Origin of the sequence: Streptomyces sp. NPDC051555, assembly GCF_044454405.1 — a bacterium.
GTDB lineage: Bacteria > Actinomycetota > Actinomycetes > Streptomycetales > Streptomycetaceae > Streptomyces.
Genome location: NZ_JBITDP010000015.1, coordinates 68,329 through 80,891, shown reverse-complemented (window position 1 = coordinate 80,891; position 12,563 = coordinate 68,329). Strand labels below are relative to the sequence as shown.

Sequence of the window (12,563 nt, the reverse complement as noted above, 5' to 3'; positions counted from 1 at the left end):
CCGTGCGCCACGGGAACCGGTCGGGCGGCTCCGCCCAGCGCCGCGCTTGATCCACTTGCCCGGTGCGGACGGCGGGTGTGCCCTTGAGGGTGAGGAAGCGGGACACGCTCCCGACGGACACGCTCCGACCCAGAGAGGGAGCCCGGTCATGGCACATGCGGCACCCACCGCCCGCGCGCGGTACGCGGCGGACCTCAAGCAATCCGGTAGGGCCGCCCTGGCCCGCCCGCTGACCCTCGGGCTGATCTACGGGGTCTACGCGGCCTTCATGAAACGGCAGATGGGACCGGTCGACGTGGGCAACGTCTTCTACGGGATCCTGTGCGGCGTGCTCTTCGCCGCCTGCCTGTTCGTGCTCGCGCGCGTCGGCCCGAAGCTGCCGCGGGAGGCCCGCGCGGCGGCGTACGGCATCTTCACGGGCATCGCGCTGGGCTACCTGTACAGCCTCACCGGCCAGAGCGTGCTGCTGTCGAGCGGCATCGCCCTCGCGGCGGCCGCGGGCGTGGCGGTGGGCGCGTTCTACCGCTACTACACGCGCGAGCCCTGAGCGATCCCCCGGCGGTCCGACCCGGATGGGTCTTCCGGCCGACGAACCGTGGACTTTTGCCCGAGGCGGGACCCGGCGCCCCTGTCGCAGACTGACAGAGGCGCCGCTTCCCGGGCCCGGTGGTCGAACCTCACCGTCCACTCTCCGTTGCCGAGGGCCCGGGAAGCGGCGTTCCTCATGCGCTCGTCCAGTGCGTCAGGCGCGCCGGTGTTTCACGTGAAACACCGTGCTTTCACCCGCCCGGGCCGCTCACTCGCCCGGCGTGGCCTCCACCGGGGCGTCGGCGCCGGGCCTGGTGTCGGCCGGGAGCGGTGCGGGGCTCGGGGTCGGGGGCGCCACCGTGAAACGGGCGGCTTCCGCGCGGAGCATGGCGTTCAGGGCCGCGTAGGGGTCGATGGGCATGGCGGAACCTCACAGGGGTGACAGGGGTGTGGGGGTGCGCTGCTGCTCGGCCCGCTCAGCAGCGCAGGACCACACTCCGCACCGTGCGGGGCCCGTCCCCGCTCTCCCCGCACGCGTACGGGAACGCGCGCCCCGCGGGCGCCGCGAACACCGTGATGCCCGGTGACGGGACGTGGCGCGGCGCGATGCCGCGCGCGCAGGGCCGTGGGGCGGCCCGTACCTCGGGATCGATGCCCGGATCGGATTCGGCGGGCTCGGCCGCGGACGCGGACCGGGGGGCGGGCTCCGGACCCGCCGCGGCTGCCCCGGCGCCGGCGCCGAACGCGCAGAGCAGCACGACGCAGGCCACTGTCAGGGCCCTCGCCAGTGCCGTCCGCACCGTCCGCGCACACCGCGTCCCGCTCATTTTGGGGATGTGCCCAGACACGCCCGGGGGTGCCCCTGCGGCACCCCAGAAGCCCCCGATCGGGTGACGAACACACCCCCCACGGGCTACCTGCTGCGCCGGGTCCCCGTCAGGTGGGCGTGGACCGTGGTCTCGCCGGTGACCACGCGCAGTTCGGCGCGCTTGCCCGAGTCCGTCGCCCGGGGGGTGCCGATGTGGTCGATCGTGAAGACGGCGGTACGTCCGTCCGCGCGCGGGATCTCGATCGTCCGCCCCTTGCGCAGCGTGGCCAGCCGCAGGGTCGCGCTCTCTCCGGAGACCACGGCCGTCCCGGCCGCGCCCGGAGTCGGGCTGTCCACGTCCCAGCCGACCGCGTTGCCCGCCGAACCCGCGCTCAGCGGGAGGTCGACCCCGAGGTCGGGGATGCGCAGCCGCAGCGGGCGGGCCGCCGACAGCGGGGCGGCCGTCGACCGACCCGCGCCCCGGTGGGGACCGCGGCCCGCGCCGTGCCCGGCGTGCTCCTCGCGCCCGTCCTCCAGCTGCTCGACGAGCCGACGGTGTCCGGACAGGCCCAGTGCCCGGGAGGGGAAGCCCTCCGCGGGGGCCTTGGCGGAGGCGCCGGTGGCATCGGTGCCACCGGGGTCGCCGTCCGCGCCGTCGGTGTTGCGCAAGAGCACGAGTCCGGTGCACAGCAGAGCCACCGTCAGTCCGCCGGCGATCCATTTCGGGCGGTGCATGGCAGTCCCTCCAGAGTCCGGCCGGGGCGGGGGCGGCCGGATTCCCGTGAGCAGTGGACCCCCGTCGGACTGTCCCTACCGTGAGAACGACCGGCCCTTGCTGAGGTGTCCAGGGCGTGTCGGGTCGTCAGGAGGGCGTCTTCCCAGCTCGCGGCGGGTGCGCGGGCAGCTTCGAGCCGATGGCGGGCATGCCGCCGAACGGGTGAGCCCAGGTGGGGGCGCGCAGATCAGGGCGCTCAGGCGGGGACGCTCAGGTGAGGCCGCTCAGGTGAGGACGAATGCCACGGCCGCCGCGCCGAAGAGCGCGGCGGCCAGGTGGACGGCCGGGTGGCCGTAGTCGCCGTACCAGAGGTGCCGGACCAGACCGCCGATCGCGGCCAGCGCCGTGATGATGCCGATCTGGGCCAGCAGGGTCACGTCGGAGAACTGGACCACGACGAGCAGCAGCAGGTTGACCCAGAAGGGCGCTGCGCCCGTCCAGCCCTGCCAGCGCCAGCCCTGCGGGTGCCAGCTCTGCCGGGGTCCGGTCTGTCCGGGCCGGGTCTGCCCGGGCCCGGTCTGCCAACGCCGTGTCGCCGTTCGCATGCCGGGCCCTCCGTCGTGGTGACCGAGGCGATCAGCTGATCAGCTCGTAGGCTGAACAGCTTCCTTGTGCGTGGCGGAAGGAACAAGCAGGCGTTCGGCAAGAGTGCCGAAGCCGAGGCCGAAAACCGCCCACAGCGTCGCCTGGATGGCGAGCGAGGTCAGCCGGAACTGCCAGATGAGCCCCGCCGGGAAATCGGCGGGAACCTCGTAGATCGACGGCAGGAACGCGTAGGCGACACCGATCGCCACGACGAAGGCGGCGACGGCGATGACGCTGGCGTTCCAGTTCCCTTGCGAGGGAGCCAGCCGCCGTCCCAGCACGGTGGCCGCCGCGGCGAGCAGCACGCTGAGCGCGATCATCAGCACGTAGAGGGTGGTCCGCTTCACGACGGTGTCGGGGTCACCGACCGCGGGCGGATTGGCCGGGTACTTCAGGAAGGGCACCAGACTGACCGTGACGAACAGGCCCCCCGCGACGAGCAGCGAGGTGACCCGCGGCGTGAAGCGGCCGATGCGTCCCAGCGCGAAGCAGAAGACGAGTGCGGCGATGCCGCCGAGCGCGACCGAGTAGAGCAGCACGCCGGTGCCGAGCCCCGCGGTGGACTGCAGGGCGCGGCTGACCGGAGCCATCTCGGCATGGTCGTGACCGGCGTTGGCCGCCTCTTCGATGGCGATCGCCGCGTCCACCTTGGATTCACCGAGGAGGTACGCGACGAGGAAGGCGGCCACACCGGCCACCAGGCCGGCCAGCATGCCCCGGATCAACAGGGCACGCACGGAAATGGAGTTCATTGGTTCGGTTCCTCTTGCCGTGGCGGGGATCAGTGGCAGGGGAAGCCGAGGAGGTGGCGGCCGTCGTGCATCCACTCGTGGATGGTGTCGCCCTGGAAGACGGCGGTGGCGCCCTGTTCGGCGCCGACGAAGTAGAGCAGGACCAGCATCAGGATGCCGACGAACAGGGCCCAGGGGGCCAGTTCCTTGAGCGAGATGGGCGAAACGGCGGGAACCGTCGTGGGCACGGCGGAGTGGGCCATGGCAGGACCTCCAGGGGGGAACACGCGTCCCGGTCAGTGGTGCTCTCGACGAAGGTGGCGGGTCTGACTTCCCTCCCTCGCGGGAGGATTCACAGTGGCGCGACCGTGCCGGATTCTCACCGGTACTTCCGTCATACCGTCGTCATGTCGTCCGAGACCGTACCGCGCGAGTGGCGTGAACACCACGGCGTGTGGCCGCCGTCTCACGCCCCGGGCGTGCGCTCTACCCTCGGCCCATGTCCTCCGCCGCGCCCGTGCGCCTGCTCCTCGTCACCCCCGCGCTGGACCTCGCCGCCCGCCAGGGCCGCTTCGGGTCCGGCGCGCCCTGCCCGGAACATCCCGGTCTGAACGGCCTGGACACCGGTGCCTGGGCCGGCCGGACCCTGGACGAGGTGGCCGCCGAGGACCCGGCCGGGGTCAGTGGGTGGCTCACGGACCCGCACTGCGCGCCGCCCGGGGGCGAGTCGGTGGCCGCGCTGACGGCGCGGGTGGGGGCGGCCCTCGCCGACCTGGCCGGGGGCCGCCACCGGCTGCCCGTCGAGCAGGCCGTCGTCCGCGCGGCCGTCGTGCACGCGCTGGAGCTGCCGCACGCCGCCTTCTGGCGGCTCGACGTGCGCCCGGAGACGGTCACCGAGCTGACCGGCCGGGCCGGCCGCTGGAACCTGCTGGTGGGGCGCGTCCCGCAAGGGGACTGAAAGAGACGGGCTAGGCGACGATCCAGTCGCTGGTCGCGATCACCGGCTGCACGCCCTCGCGGTGGATGGTGCCCTCGATCAGACCGTACGGCCGGTCCGCGGCGAAGTAGACCTCGTTGTCGTTCTTGAGGCCGAAGGGCTCCAGGTCGACGAGGAAGTGGTGCTTGTTGGGGAGGTTCAGCCGGACCTCGTTGACCCGCGGGCAGTGGTCGAGCACCCGCTCGGCCATCTGGTTCAGGGTCTGCTGGAGCGAGTAGGAGTACGTCTCGGCGAAGGCGTCCAGCATGTGCGTGCGGACCTTCTTGTACGACCGGTCCCAGTCGTGCTCCGGGTCGTCGGCGGCCAGTGCCGAGTGCGCCCAGCGCGCGGTGACCTTGGTGGCCAGGATGCGGTCGTACGCCTCCTGCAGGGTCGTGTACTCGTCCTTGATGTAGCCGTGGAACTCGGAGTTGGTCGAGTTCATCACGGTCAGGTCCTTCAGGCCCGAGATGACCTGGAGACCGGTCGTCTCGCTGTAGGTGACCTGCGCGGTGCGCACTTCCTGGCCCTTGAGGACGAAGGAGTGCTGCTCCTTGCGGGTCGGGACGGGGATCCGCTCCCAGGCGAACTCCTCGATGCGGATCTGCGCCTCGCGGATCGGGGCCTGCGAGGAGACGAAGTGCTTGGCGAGCCGGATGCCGAAGGCCTCCGGGGAGTCGATGCCGTGCTCCTTGCCGAAGGCGTACACCGTGTTCTTGGTGGTGTCGGTCGGCAGGCAGTGGGCGTTGTCGCCGGTGAGGTGGACGTCGCGGAAATCACCGCGGAGCGCGACCGAGACGTTGAGGTCGCGGATCTCGTGCCAGGACCCGTCGCTGCCCTTGCGGGTGACCTTGACGATGCGGTTCTCGGCCTTGCCGTACTGGTTGTGGCCCAGGACGTGCTTGCTCATGCTGTCTTCCTTCGGGTACTCGGGAACACGGAGTCCGGTGTTCTGGATCCCGTACGCCCGGCGTCCAGCGTCCGCCCGATGCCCTGGACGCGCCGCTCCCCGCCGTTCGGCCCGCAGGGGCCGCCCCGGGACTGACGTGCATCCCGGTCCGTAGGTGCTTGATGGGGATTGCAGCACGCCGGCGGCCGGTTGTTCCCCGTACGGATCGTCCGAGAACCGGCGCCCCTGCCTGGGCGACCGCACAGGACGGCCCGTCCCGGACCGTCCCGGACCGCCCCGGGCCCCCGACGGAGGCTCGGGCGCACGGCTCACGCCATGTGCGCGTCCGCCACCGCGAGGGCCTCGTCGAGGACGGCCAGGCCCTTGGCCACGTCCGCCGCGCCGATGTTGCAGGGCGGGGCGACGTGCAGCCGGTTGCCCGCGACCAGCGGCCAGAGCCCGCCCTTCTTGCAGGCCTCGGCGAAGGCGCCCATGGGAGCGGCCGCCGCGCCCGAGGCGGCGTACGGAACCAGTGGCTCGCGCGTCTGCGGGTCCCGTACGAGCTCCAGTGCCCAGAAGGTGCCCAGTCCCCGGACCTCACCGACCGAGGGGTGGCGCTCGGCCAGCTCCCGCAGCCCCGGACCCAGCAGCTCCGCACCGGTGCGGGCCGACTGCTCGACGATGCCCTCCTCCGCCATGGTGGTGAGGGTCGCCACCGCCGCGGCGCAGGCCAGGACGTGCCCGGAGTAGGTCAGGCCACCGGGGTAGGGGCGACGGGCGAAGGTCTTGGCGATCGCGCCGGAGATCGCGACGCCGCCGAGCGGTACGTAGCCGCTGTTGACGCCCTTGGCGAAGCAGAGCAGGTCGGGGGTGACGTTCCAGTGGTCGGCGGCGAACCACCGGCCGGTGCGGCCGAAGCCGACCATGACCTCGTCGAGGATGAAGACGATGCCGTAGCGGTCGCAGAGCTCGCGCACGCCCGCGAGGTAGCCGGGCGGCGGTACGAGCACACCGGGGGCGCCGCCGACGCTCTCCAGGATGATCGCGGCGATCGACTGCGGGCCCTCGAAGACGATCGTGTCCTCCAGGTGCCGCAGCGCCCGCGCGCCCTCCTGCTCCGGGGTCTCGGAGTGGAAGGGCGAGCGGTAGGGGTAGGGCCCCCAGAAGTGCACGACCCCGGCGGTCGCCGTGTCGTTGCCGAAGCGGCGGGCGTCACCGGTCAGGTTGATCGCCGTGGAGGTGGCCCCGTGGTACGAGCGGTAGGTGCTCAGCACTTTGGCGCGCCCGGTGTGCACCCGGGCCATCCGGACGGCGTTCTCGACGGCTTCGGCGCCGCCGTTGGTGAAGAAGATCTTGTCGAGGTCGCCGGGGGTGCGCTCGGCGATCAGGCGGGCGGCCTCGGAGCGGACGTCCACGGCGAAGCCGGGGGCCAGGGTGCACAGCCGGGCGGCCTGATCCTGGATCGCGGCGACGACCTTGGGGTGCTGGTAGCCGATGTTGGTGTAGACGAGCGAACTGGAGAAGTCGAGGAAGCGGTTCCCCTCGTAGTCCCAGAAGTACGAACCCTGCGCCCCGGCCACGGCGAGCGGGTCGATCAGCTCCTGGGCCGACCACGAGTGGAAGACGTGCTTCCGGTCGGCTTCTTTCACGGCGTCACGGGTGCGGGCGGCTTCTGCGTTCATGGGTCGAGCGTAGTTGTCCACGATGTGGATGGGCGGGCGGTGAGGCGGACGACCCGGCCCGCGACCGGGCCGGGGCCCGGGTCGGCGCCGCGCGGTCCCGGGGCGGCGGATCGCGCGGTCCCGGGCCGGCGCCGCGCGGTTCCGGGGCGGGGTCAGACGACGTGGCGGCCGCCGTCGACGGTCAGCACGTCGCCCGTCGTGTAAGCGGCGTTCACCAGGTAGAGGGTGGCCTCCGCGACGTCCTCCGGGGTGCCGACCCGGCGCAGCGGGGTGTTGGCCGTGATCCACTCGCGCGAGCTCTCCCAGACCTCCTCGGCCTCGTCGTACCAGGGGGTCTCGATCAGCCCGGGGGCCACCGCGTTCACCCGGACGGCGGGCCCGAGCTGCGCGGCGAGCAGCCGGGTCATGTGGTTGACCGCGGCCTTGCTGACGGCGTAGGGGACGGAGCTGCCCAGGGCCCGCGTCGCGGAGACCGAGGAGATGTTCACGATCGAGGCGGCCCCGGATTTCCGCAGGTGGGGGGCGGCGGCGGTGACCATCTGCCAGGTGCCGAGCACGTTCACCTCGAAGATGTCGCGCCAGGCGTCCGCATCGGCGGCGTCGAGGTCGTCGAGGGGGATGAAGCGGGTCCGACCGGCGTTGTTGACGAGGATGTCGAGGCGCCCGTGGGCCTCGACCGCGGTCGCCACGATGCGGCGGGCGTCGGCGAGGTCGGACACGTCCCCCTGCACGTAGAGCGCCCCCGGCAGCTCGGCGGCGAGCTCCCGGCCGGCCTGCTCGCTGCGGGCCGAGTTGATCACGACGCGGATGCCCTCGGCGGTCAGCCGGCGGGCGATGGCGGCGCCGATTCCGGAAGACGAACCGGTGATCAGGGCTACGCGGCTCTCGGTCATGTGTCCTCCTGCTCGGGGTGCCGGGTGGCAAGGAAATGGATCTTAACTTATCGCATGCTGGAATCAAGTTTCCGTAATGCGGAATTAAGGAGTGGGGTGGATGAAGGGGTCGGCGCGTGATCGCCAGGTGATTGAGCCGGGGGGAGTGGGGTAGGCGGGGGGCGACGGGAGGTGGGCCGGGTGATGGCGGAGCGGTTCTCGGTCGAGGCGACCCACGTGGAGGGCGCGGTCGTCCTCACGCTTTCCGGTGAACTCGACCACGACACGGCGGGCCCCCTGCGGGCGGCCCTGGAGGCGGCACTGGCCGGGGACGGCGGTGCCCGGCTGCTCATCGACTGCGCGGGGCTGGGCTTCTGCGATTCCACCGGGCTCAACGCGCTGCTGCGGGCCCGGCTGGCCGCGCGGGAGACCGGCGGACGCCTGGAGCTCGCCGGGCTGCGCCAGCCGGTGGCCAGGATGTTCCGGACGACCGGGGCCGATGTGGTCTTCCGCGTCCACGACGACCTCGCCGCGGCCCTGGCGAGCGACGGGGGCGATACCGGTGCCTGAACCCGAGCGGGCACGACCGGGGCCGGCGCGAGCCGCGGCCGCGCCGGCCGAGGAGACGCGGCGGTTGGTCCTGGGCGGGCCGGTGACGGGGGTGGTCACGCGGTCCCGCGATTTCACCCGGCGTGCCCTCACCGCGTGGGACTGGCTCCCGGCCGACCCGGGGGCCGAGGCCGACCGAGGGGGCGACCCGGCGGCGGCGGAGGCCGCGGAGGTGGCGGAGGACGTCCTGCTGCTGGTGTCCGAGCTGGTCACCAACGCCTGCTTGCACGCGGGGGGCCCGGGGGCGCTGGTATTGCGGCACACCGGGGGCGGGCTGCGGATGGAAGTCAGCGACGGGAGCCCCGAGCACCCCCGCCGCCGCTCGCCCGACGATCCGTCCGTCCCCGGGGGACACGGACTGGTGGTCCTCGAAAGGCTCTCCCGCGCGTGGGGCTGGGAACCCAACGACGTGGTGGGCGGCAAGACCGTGTGGGCCGAGGTGGCCGCACCGATCCCGCCGCCCGCCCGGGGCCGCCGGGCCTAGGTCGAGGGGGACGAGCCGTCGGCACCGTCGTTCTCGGGGGCGTCCTCCAGCAGGCCGGCGCGGAGCCGGGCCAGGGTGCGGGTCAGCAGCCGGGACACGTGCATCTGGGACAGGCCGAGCCGGTCGCCGATCTCGGACTGCGTCAGCTCGTCGCCGAACCGCAGCGACAGCAGGGTGCGCTCGCGCTCGGGCAGCACCGACAGCAGCGGTTTGAGGGACTCCAGGCATTCGATCCGGTCGTAGGCGTCCTCGTCCTCGCCCAGCACCGGCTGGCTGTCGAAGGAGTCCCCGTCGGTCTCGCCCTGCACCGGAGCGTCCAGTGAGCGCGCGGAATAGGCGACGGCGGCCTTGCGGCCCTCGGCCAGCTCCTGCGGGGTCACGTCGAGCTTCTCGGCCAGCTCCTCCTCGGTGGGGGCGCGGCCGAGGTCCTGCTCCATCGCGTCCTGGGCCTTGGCCGTGTCCAGCCGCAGTTCCTGGAGCCGGCGCGGGACCTTCACGGCCCAGCTGGTGTCACGGAAGAACCGCTTGATCTCGCCGGTGATCGTGGGCATGGCGAAGGTGGTGAATTCCGCCCCGCGCCCGGGGTCGAAGCGGTTGATGGCCTTGATCAGCCCAACCGTGCCGACCTGGATGATGTCCTCCACCGGTTCGCTGCGCCCGCGGAACCGGCGGGCGGCGTATTTGACCAGGCTGAGGTTCAGCTCGACGAGCGTGTTGCGCACGTACGAGTACTCGGCGGTGCCCTCTTCCAGGGCCCGCAACCGCTCGAACAGGGTCGCCGAAAGGGTTCTGGCATCGGCGGTGCTCGCCTTGCGCGGTTCCTCCGGTATGCCCTCCATGAGCTGGTGGCGGTCATCTGTTCGCAGCATGTGGTGCTCCTCCGACGGGTGGTCGCACTGCCTGATCGCGGCACGGCCGTCGTGCGAGCTGACCCCTCCGGTATACCCGGTGGCCCCTGGGCTTACCCGTTCGAGTGACCGGAGGCACACCCCGGGGCTGCTCAGGGAGCACACTGGAGATCCTTGAGGACCTGGAGCCGGGACATGAGCCGGGACATCGACCGGGACACCGGTGGGGACAGCAGCCGGGACCCCGGGCCGCAGGCGGTCCGGGGTCTGCGCGGCGCCGCCGACGACGCCCTGGCCGCGGCCGTTTCCGCGCTGACCGCCGAGGTCGCCGAGCTGTACGACGACCGCGCGCGCCGGCGGCTGCTCGACCTGGCCACCGGGGTGCTCGTCGACCAGCTCCGGGTGACCCCGGCCGAGGCGGCGGACCACCTGCTGGAGCTGGCCGTCAGCACCGGGCTCAGCGCCGGTGACCTGGCCGCCGACATCCTGAACGCCGCCGCGAAGTCCCTGGTCGCCGAGGCCCCGGCCGAAGCCCGGCGGATCCGTCGGGCCACGGCGGCCGTCCTCGCGACCGACACCGCCGGGGAGGCGGCCGTCACCCTGCTGGACGGGGGGCTGCGCCGGATCGGGGTGCGCACGCTCTACCTCTGGCGCCGGACCGGCACCGACTGCCTCGCACTGGCCGGACAGGCCGGGGCGGGGCCCCAGGAGGCGCGGCACTGGCAGTGGGTGCCGCCGGACACCCCGCTGCACCGGGTGCTGTGGGAGGGGGCCGCCTGGTGGGGCGTGGACGACTGGCTGCCGGGCGGTACCGGGACGCGCGCGGTGCTGCCGCTGCGCCGACACGGGCACATCGTCGGGGTGGCGCTGTGCGTCTGGGACACCGCCGAGGGCCCCGACGACCGGGTGCGGCGCACCGCCGAGCTGCTGTGCGAGCCCTGCGGGGCGCTGCTGGGCGATCCGGATCCGCCCGGGACCCGGGCCGGGGAGGAGGTGCTGCTGGAGCTGGCCACCGGCCCGGCGGCGCTGCTGGGGGTGGACGGCAGGCTGGAATACGTGAACCCGGCCGCGCGCAGGGCGCTGGGCGCGGTGCGCAGCCCGGTGGGGCGGTCGGGCGCCGAGGTGTTCCCGTACGCCTGGAGCGTCCTGGGGCCCGCCGCCGCCGGGGCGGAGCCGCTGCGGCTGGGACGGGTGGGCGGACTGGACGACGTCCGGGTGCTGCCGCTGGGGCGGGGGCGGGCCGCGGTGCTGTGGGAGGCAGCGGCCCTGCGCAGCGAGGCCCTGGCCCGGGTCCTGGGGCGGCTGGAGCGGGTCGGGTACTTCGCGGAGGACCTGCTGACGGGTGCCACGAACTGGAGCCGGGAGACGTACACGGTCTTCGGGATGGGCCCGGACGCGCCGCCGGTGCCGCTGGCCCGGCTCGGCGCCCGACTGCATCCCGAGGACGTCCCCCTGCTGGAGGGGCTGCTGGCCTCCCTGGTGGAGGGGCGTCGTGGGGACCGGGCACTGGTCCGGGCGATCCGGGCGGACGGAGGCGTGCGGCACGTACGGATCGCCGCCGAGCCCCTGCTGTCGGGGGCGGTGCTGGTCGGGCTCACCGGGGTCTATCAGGACGTTTCCGCGCAGCACCACAACGAGCTCGCGCTGTCGGCGGCCCACGAGGACGCGACGGCGCGGGCCCTGTTCGTGCTCCGGCTCCAGCGGGCGATCGTCCCGGAGGCGCCCTCGGTCACGGAACCAGCCGGCGGCCTGGACATCGCGGCGCGCTACCGGCCCGCCGCCCAGGACTACCTGGTCGGCGGCGACTGGTACGACGTACTGGCCCTGCCGGACGGCCGGGTGATGCTCGCGGTAGGGGACATCGCGGGGCACGGCATCGACGCGGCGACCAGCATGGTCGTGCTGCGCAACGCGCTGCGCGGGCTCGCGGTGACCGGCGCGGACCCGGGCGCCCTGATGGCCTGGCTCAACGAGGTCACCCTGGGCACCCGGGGCGGGCCCACGGCCACGGCGGTGTGCGCGGTGTACGACCCGCGGACGGGTTCGCTGCGCTGGGCCGGCGCGGGCCACCCGCCCTTGCTGCTGCTGCGCGACGGGCGGGCGGCGATCCTGGCGGCACCGCACAACATCCTGCTCGGGGCCGTGGCGGGGGCGGGCTACGAGGAGGCGGAGCTGCACCTGCGGCCCGGGGACACCCTGCTGCTGTACACGGACGGGTTCGTGGAGCGGCGGCACGTCGCCATGGAGCGGAGCCTGGCCGCGCTGCGGCGGGCGACCGAGCGGGTGGGGGCCGGGCCCGTGGAGACGATGGCGGACGACCTGCTGTCGCAGGTCACCGGGGACACCGACGACGACACGAGCCTGGTGGTGGTGCGGGTGCCCCGGGCGGGCCCGGGCCAGGTGTCGGGCCACGGGGCGGGACGGGCGACGGGCCACGGGGCGGGCCGGGCGTCGGGCCGGGTGGCGGGCTCAGGCGTTAGAGAGGCGTAAAAGCCGCCTACGGGGGCGTATGGGGCCCGTCAAGGACGTGTGCGGGAGGCGTTCCAGGGGTTCCACTCGGAGGTGTCCGAAAGTCGTCCCCGGAACCCTCAGGAGCTCACGATGGCCGATCTGGCCTTCGTCGTCACCACGGTCGCGCTCTTCGCGCTGGTGGCCTTCGTCGCCAAGGGGGTGGCCAAGCTGTGACCGTCGAAAACATCGTCGGCCTGCTGGTCGCCGTCGCGCTGCTGGGCTATCTGGTCATAGCCCTCGTGTTCCCGGAGAGGTTCTAGCCCCG

General features: G+C 73.3%; 17 protein-coding genes. 7 read left to right on the top strand and 10 right to left on the bottom strand.

Features of this window, described 5'->3' with window-relative positions:
* Positions 1–148: 148 nt before the first annotated feature.
* A complete protein-coding gene (locus tag ACIBEA_RS27535) occupies positions 149–547 on the top strand; it encodes a hypothetical protein (protein ID WP_399265371.1) in 399 nt (132 codons plus the stop codon).
* A 249-nt stretch (positions 548–796) separates the two neighbouring features.
* On the opposite strand, the gene ACIBEA_RS27530 is transcribed toward ACIBEA_RS27535, so the two are convergent.
* The 6 genes from ACIBEA_RS27530 to ACIBEA_RS27505 all read right to left on the bottom strand — a co-directional run bounded on the left by ACIBEA_RS27530 (position 797) and on the right by ACIBEA_RS27505 (position 3,690).
* On the bottom strand, positions 797–949 hold the full coding sequence (locus tag ACIBEA_RS27530; RefSeq protein ID WP_399265369.1) for a hypothetical protein: 153 nt from the start codon (positions 947–949) through the stop codon (positions 797–799).
* A 55-nt stretch (positions 950–1,004) separates the two neighbouring features.
* Positions 1,005–1,355: a hypothetical protein gene (locus tag ACIBEA_RS27525; protein WP_399265367.1), complete on the bottom strand. Its 351-nt coding sequence runs from the start codon at positions 1,353–1,355 to the stop codon at positions 1,005–1,007.
* Between the two features lie 86 nt (positions 1,356–1,441).
* Complete coding sequence (locus tag ACIBEA_RS27520) at positions 1,442–2,071, bottom strand: hypothetical protein (protein WP_399265365.1); 630 nt, start codon at positions 2,069–2,071, stop codon at positions 1,442–1,444.
* A 264-nt stretch (positions 2,072–2,335) separates the two neighbouring features.
* Positions 2,336–2,656 (bottom strand): hypothetical protein, encoded by a 321-nt coding sequence (locus tag ACIBEA_RS27515; RefSeq protein WP_399265363.1) that lies wholly within the window; start codon positions 2,654–2,656, stop codon positions 2,336–2,338.
* Positions 2,657–2,695: 39 nt separating this feature from the next.
* Positions 2,696–3,448, bottom strand: a complete 753-nt coding sequence (locus tag ACIBEA_RS27510) for a CbtA family protein (protein WP_399265361.1) — start codon at positions 3,446–3,448, stop codon at positions 2,696–2,698.
* 29 nt (positions 3,449–3,477) lie between these two features.
* Positions 3,478–3,690, bottom strand: a complete 213-nt coding sequence (locus ACIBEA_RS27505) for a CbtB domain-containing protein (protein WP_399265359.1) — start codon at positions 3,688–3,690, stop codon at positions 3,478–3,480.
* A 236-nt stretch (positions 3,691–3,926) separates the two neighbouring features.
* Here ACIBEA_RS27505 and ACIBEA_RS27500 point away from each other — a divergent pair, with 236 nt between their 5' ends.
* Entirely contained in the window at positions 3,927–4,385 is a 459-nt protein-coding gene (locus tag ACIBEA_RS27500; protein WP_399265357.1) for a histidine phosphatase family protein, read from the top strand.
* Between the two features lie 10 nt (positions 4,386–4,395).
* Here the strand turns inward: ACIBEA_RS27500 and pucL are convergent, their stop codons facing one another.
* The 3 genes from pucL to ACIBEA_RS27485 all read right to left on the bottom strand — a co-directional run bounded on the left by pucL (position 4,396) and on the right by ACIBEA_RS27485 (position 7,867).
* Positions 4,396–5,313, bottom strand: a complete 918-nt coding sequence (pucL, locus tag ACIBEA_RS27495) for a factor-independent urate hydroxylase (RefSeq protein WP_399265355.1) — start codon at positions 5,311–5,313, stop codon at positions 4,396–4,398.
* Between the two features lie 308 nt (positions 5,314–5,621).
* Positions 5,622–6,974: an aspartate aminotransferase family protein gene (locus ACIBEA_RS27490; RefSeq protein ID WP_399265353.1), complete on the bottom strand. Its 1,353-nt coding sequence runs from the start codon at positions 6,972–6,974 to the stop codon at positions 5,622–5,624.
* Between the two features lie 152 nt (positions 6,975–7,126).
* A complete protein-coding gene (locus tag ACIBEA_RS27485; RefSeq protein WP_399265351.1) occupies positions 7,127–7,867 on the bottom strand; it encodes an SDR family NAD(P)-dependent oxidoreductase in 741 nt (246 codons plus the stop codon).
* Positions 7,868–8,050: 183 nt separating this feature from the next.
* Between ACIBEA_RS27485 and ACIBEA_RS27480 the strand changes: the two genes are divergently transcribed.
* The gene (locus ACIBEA_RS27480; RefSeq protein WP_399265349.1) at positions 8,051–8,416 is read left to right on the top strand and encodes an STAS domain-containing protein; all 366 of its coding nucleotides are present in this window, start codon (positions 8,051–8,053) and stop codon (positions 8,414–8,416) included.
* Positions 8,409–8,939, top strand: a complete 531-nt coding sequence (locus tag ACIBEA_RS27475; protein ID WP_399265347.1) for an ATP-binding protein — start codon at positions 8,409–8,411, stop codon at positions 8,937–8,939. Before ACIBEA_RS27480 ends, ACIBEA_RS27475 begins: the two co-directional genes overlap by 8 nt.
* Here the strand turns inward: ACIBEA_RS27475 and ACIBEA_RS27470 are convergent.
* Positions 8,936–9,778, bottom strand: a complete 843-nt coding sequence (locus ACIBEA_RS27470; protein ID WP_399265568.1) for a SigB/SigF/SigG family RNA polymerase sigma factor — start codon at positions 9,776–9,778, stop codon at positions 8,936–8,938. The two genes, ACIBEA_RS27475 and ACIBEA_RS27470, sit on opposite strands and share 4 nt — an antisense overlap.
* A gap of 204 nt (positions 9,779–9,982) precedes the next feature.
* Between ACIBEA_RS27470 and ACIBEA_RS27465 the strand changes: the two genes are divergently transcribed.
* The 3 genes from ACIBEA_RS27465 (at position 9,983) to kdpF (ending at position 12,558) form a co-directional block, all read left to right on the top strand.
* Positions 9,983–12,277 (top strand): SpoIIE family protein phosphatase, encoded by a 2,295-nt coding sequence (locus tag ACIBEA_RS27465; RefSeq protein ID WP_399265345.1) that lies wholly within the window; start codon positions 9,983–9,985, stop codon positions 12,275–12,277.
* A 72-nt stretch (positions 12,278–12,349) separates the two neighbouring features.
* A complete protein-coding gene (locus ACIBEA_RS27460) occupies positions 12,350–12,472 on the top strand; it encodes a hypothetical protein (RefSeq protein ID WP_354378717.1) in 123 nt (40 codons plus the stop codon).
* Positions 12,469–12,558: a K(+)-transporting ATPase subunit F gene (gene kdpF / locus ACIBEA_RS27455; protein WP_354378716.1), complete on the top strand. Its 90-nt coding sequence runs from the start codon at positions 12,469–12,471 to the stop codon at positions 12,556–12,558. The genes ACIBEA_RS27460 and kdpF overlap by 4 nt, the downstream gene beginning before the upstream one ends.
* The last annotated feature ends 5 nt before the right edge of the window (positions 12,559–12,563 follow it).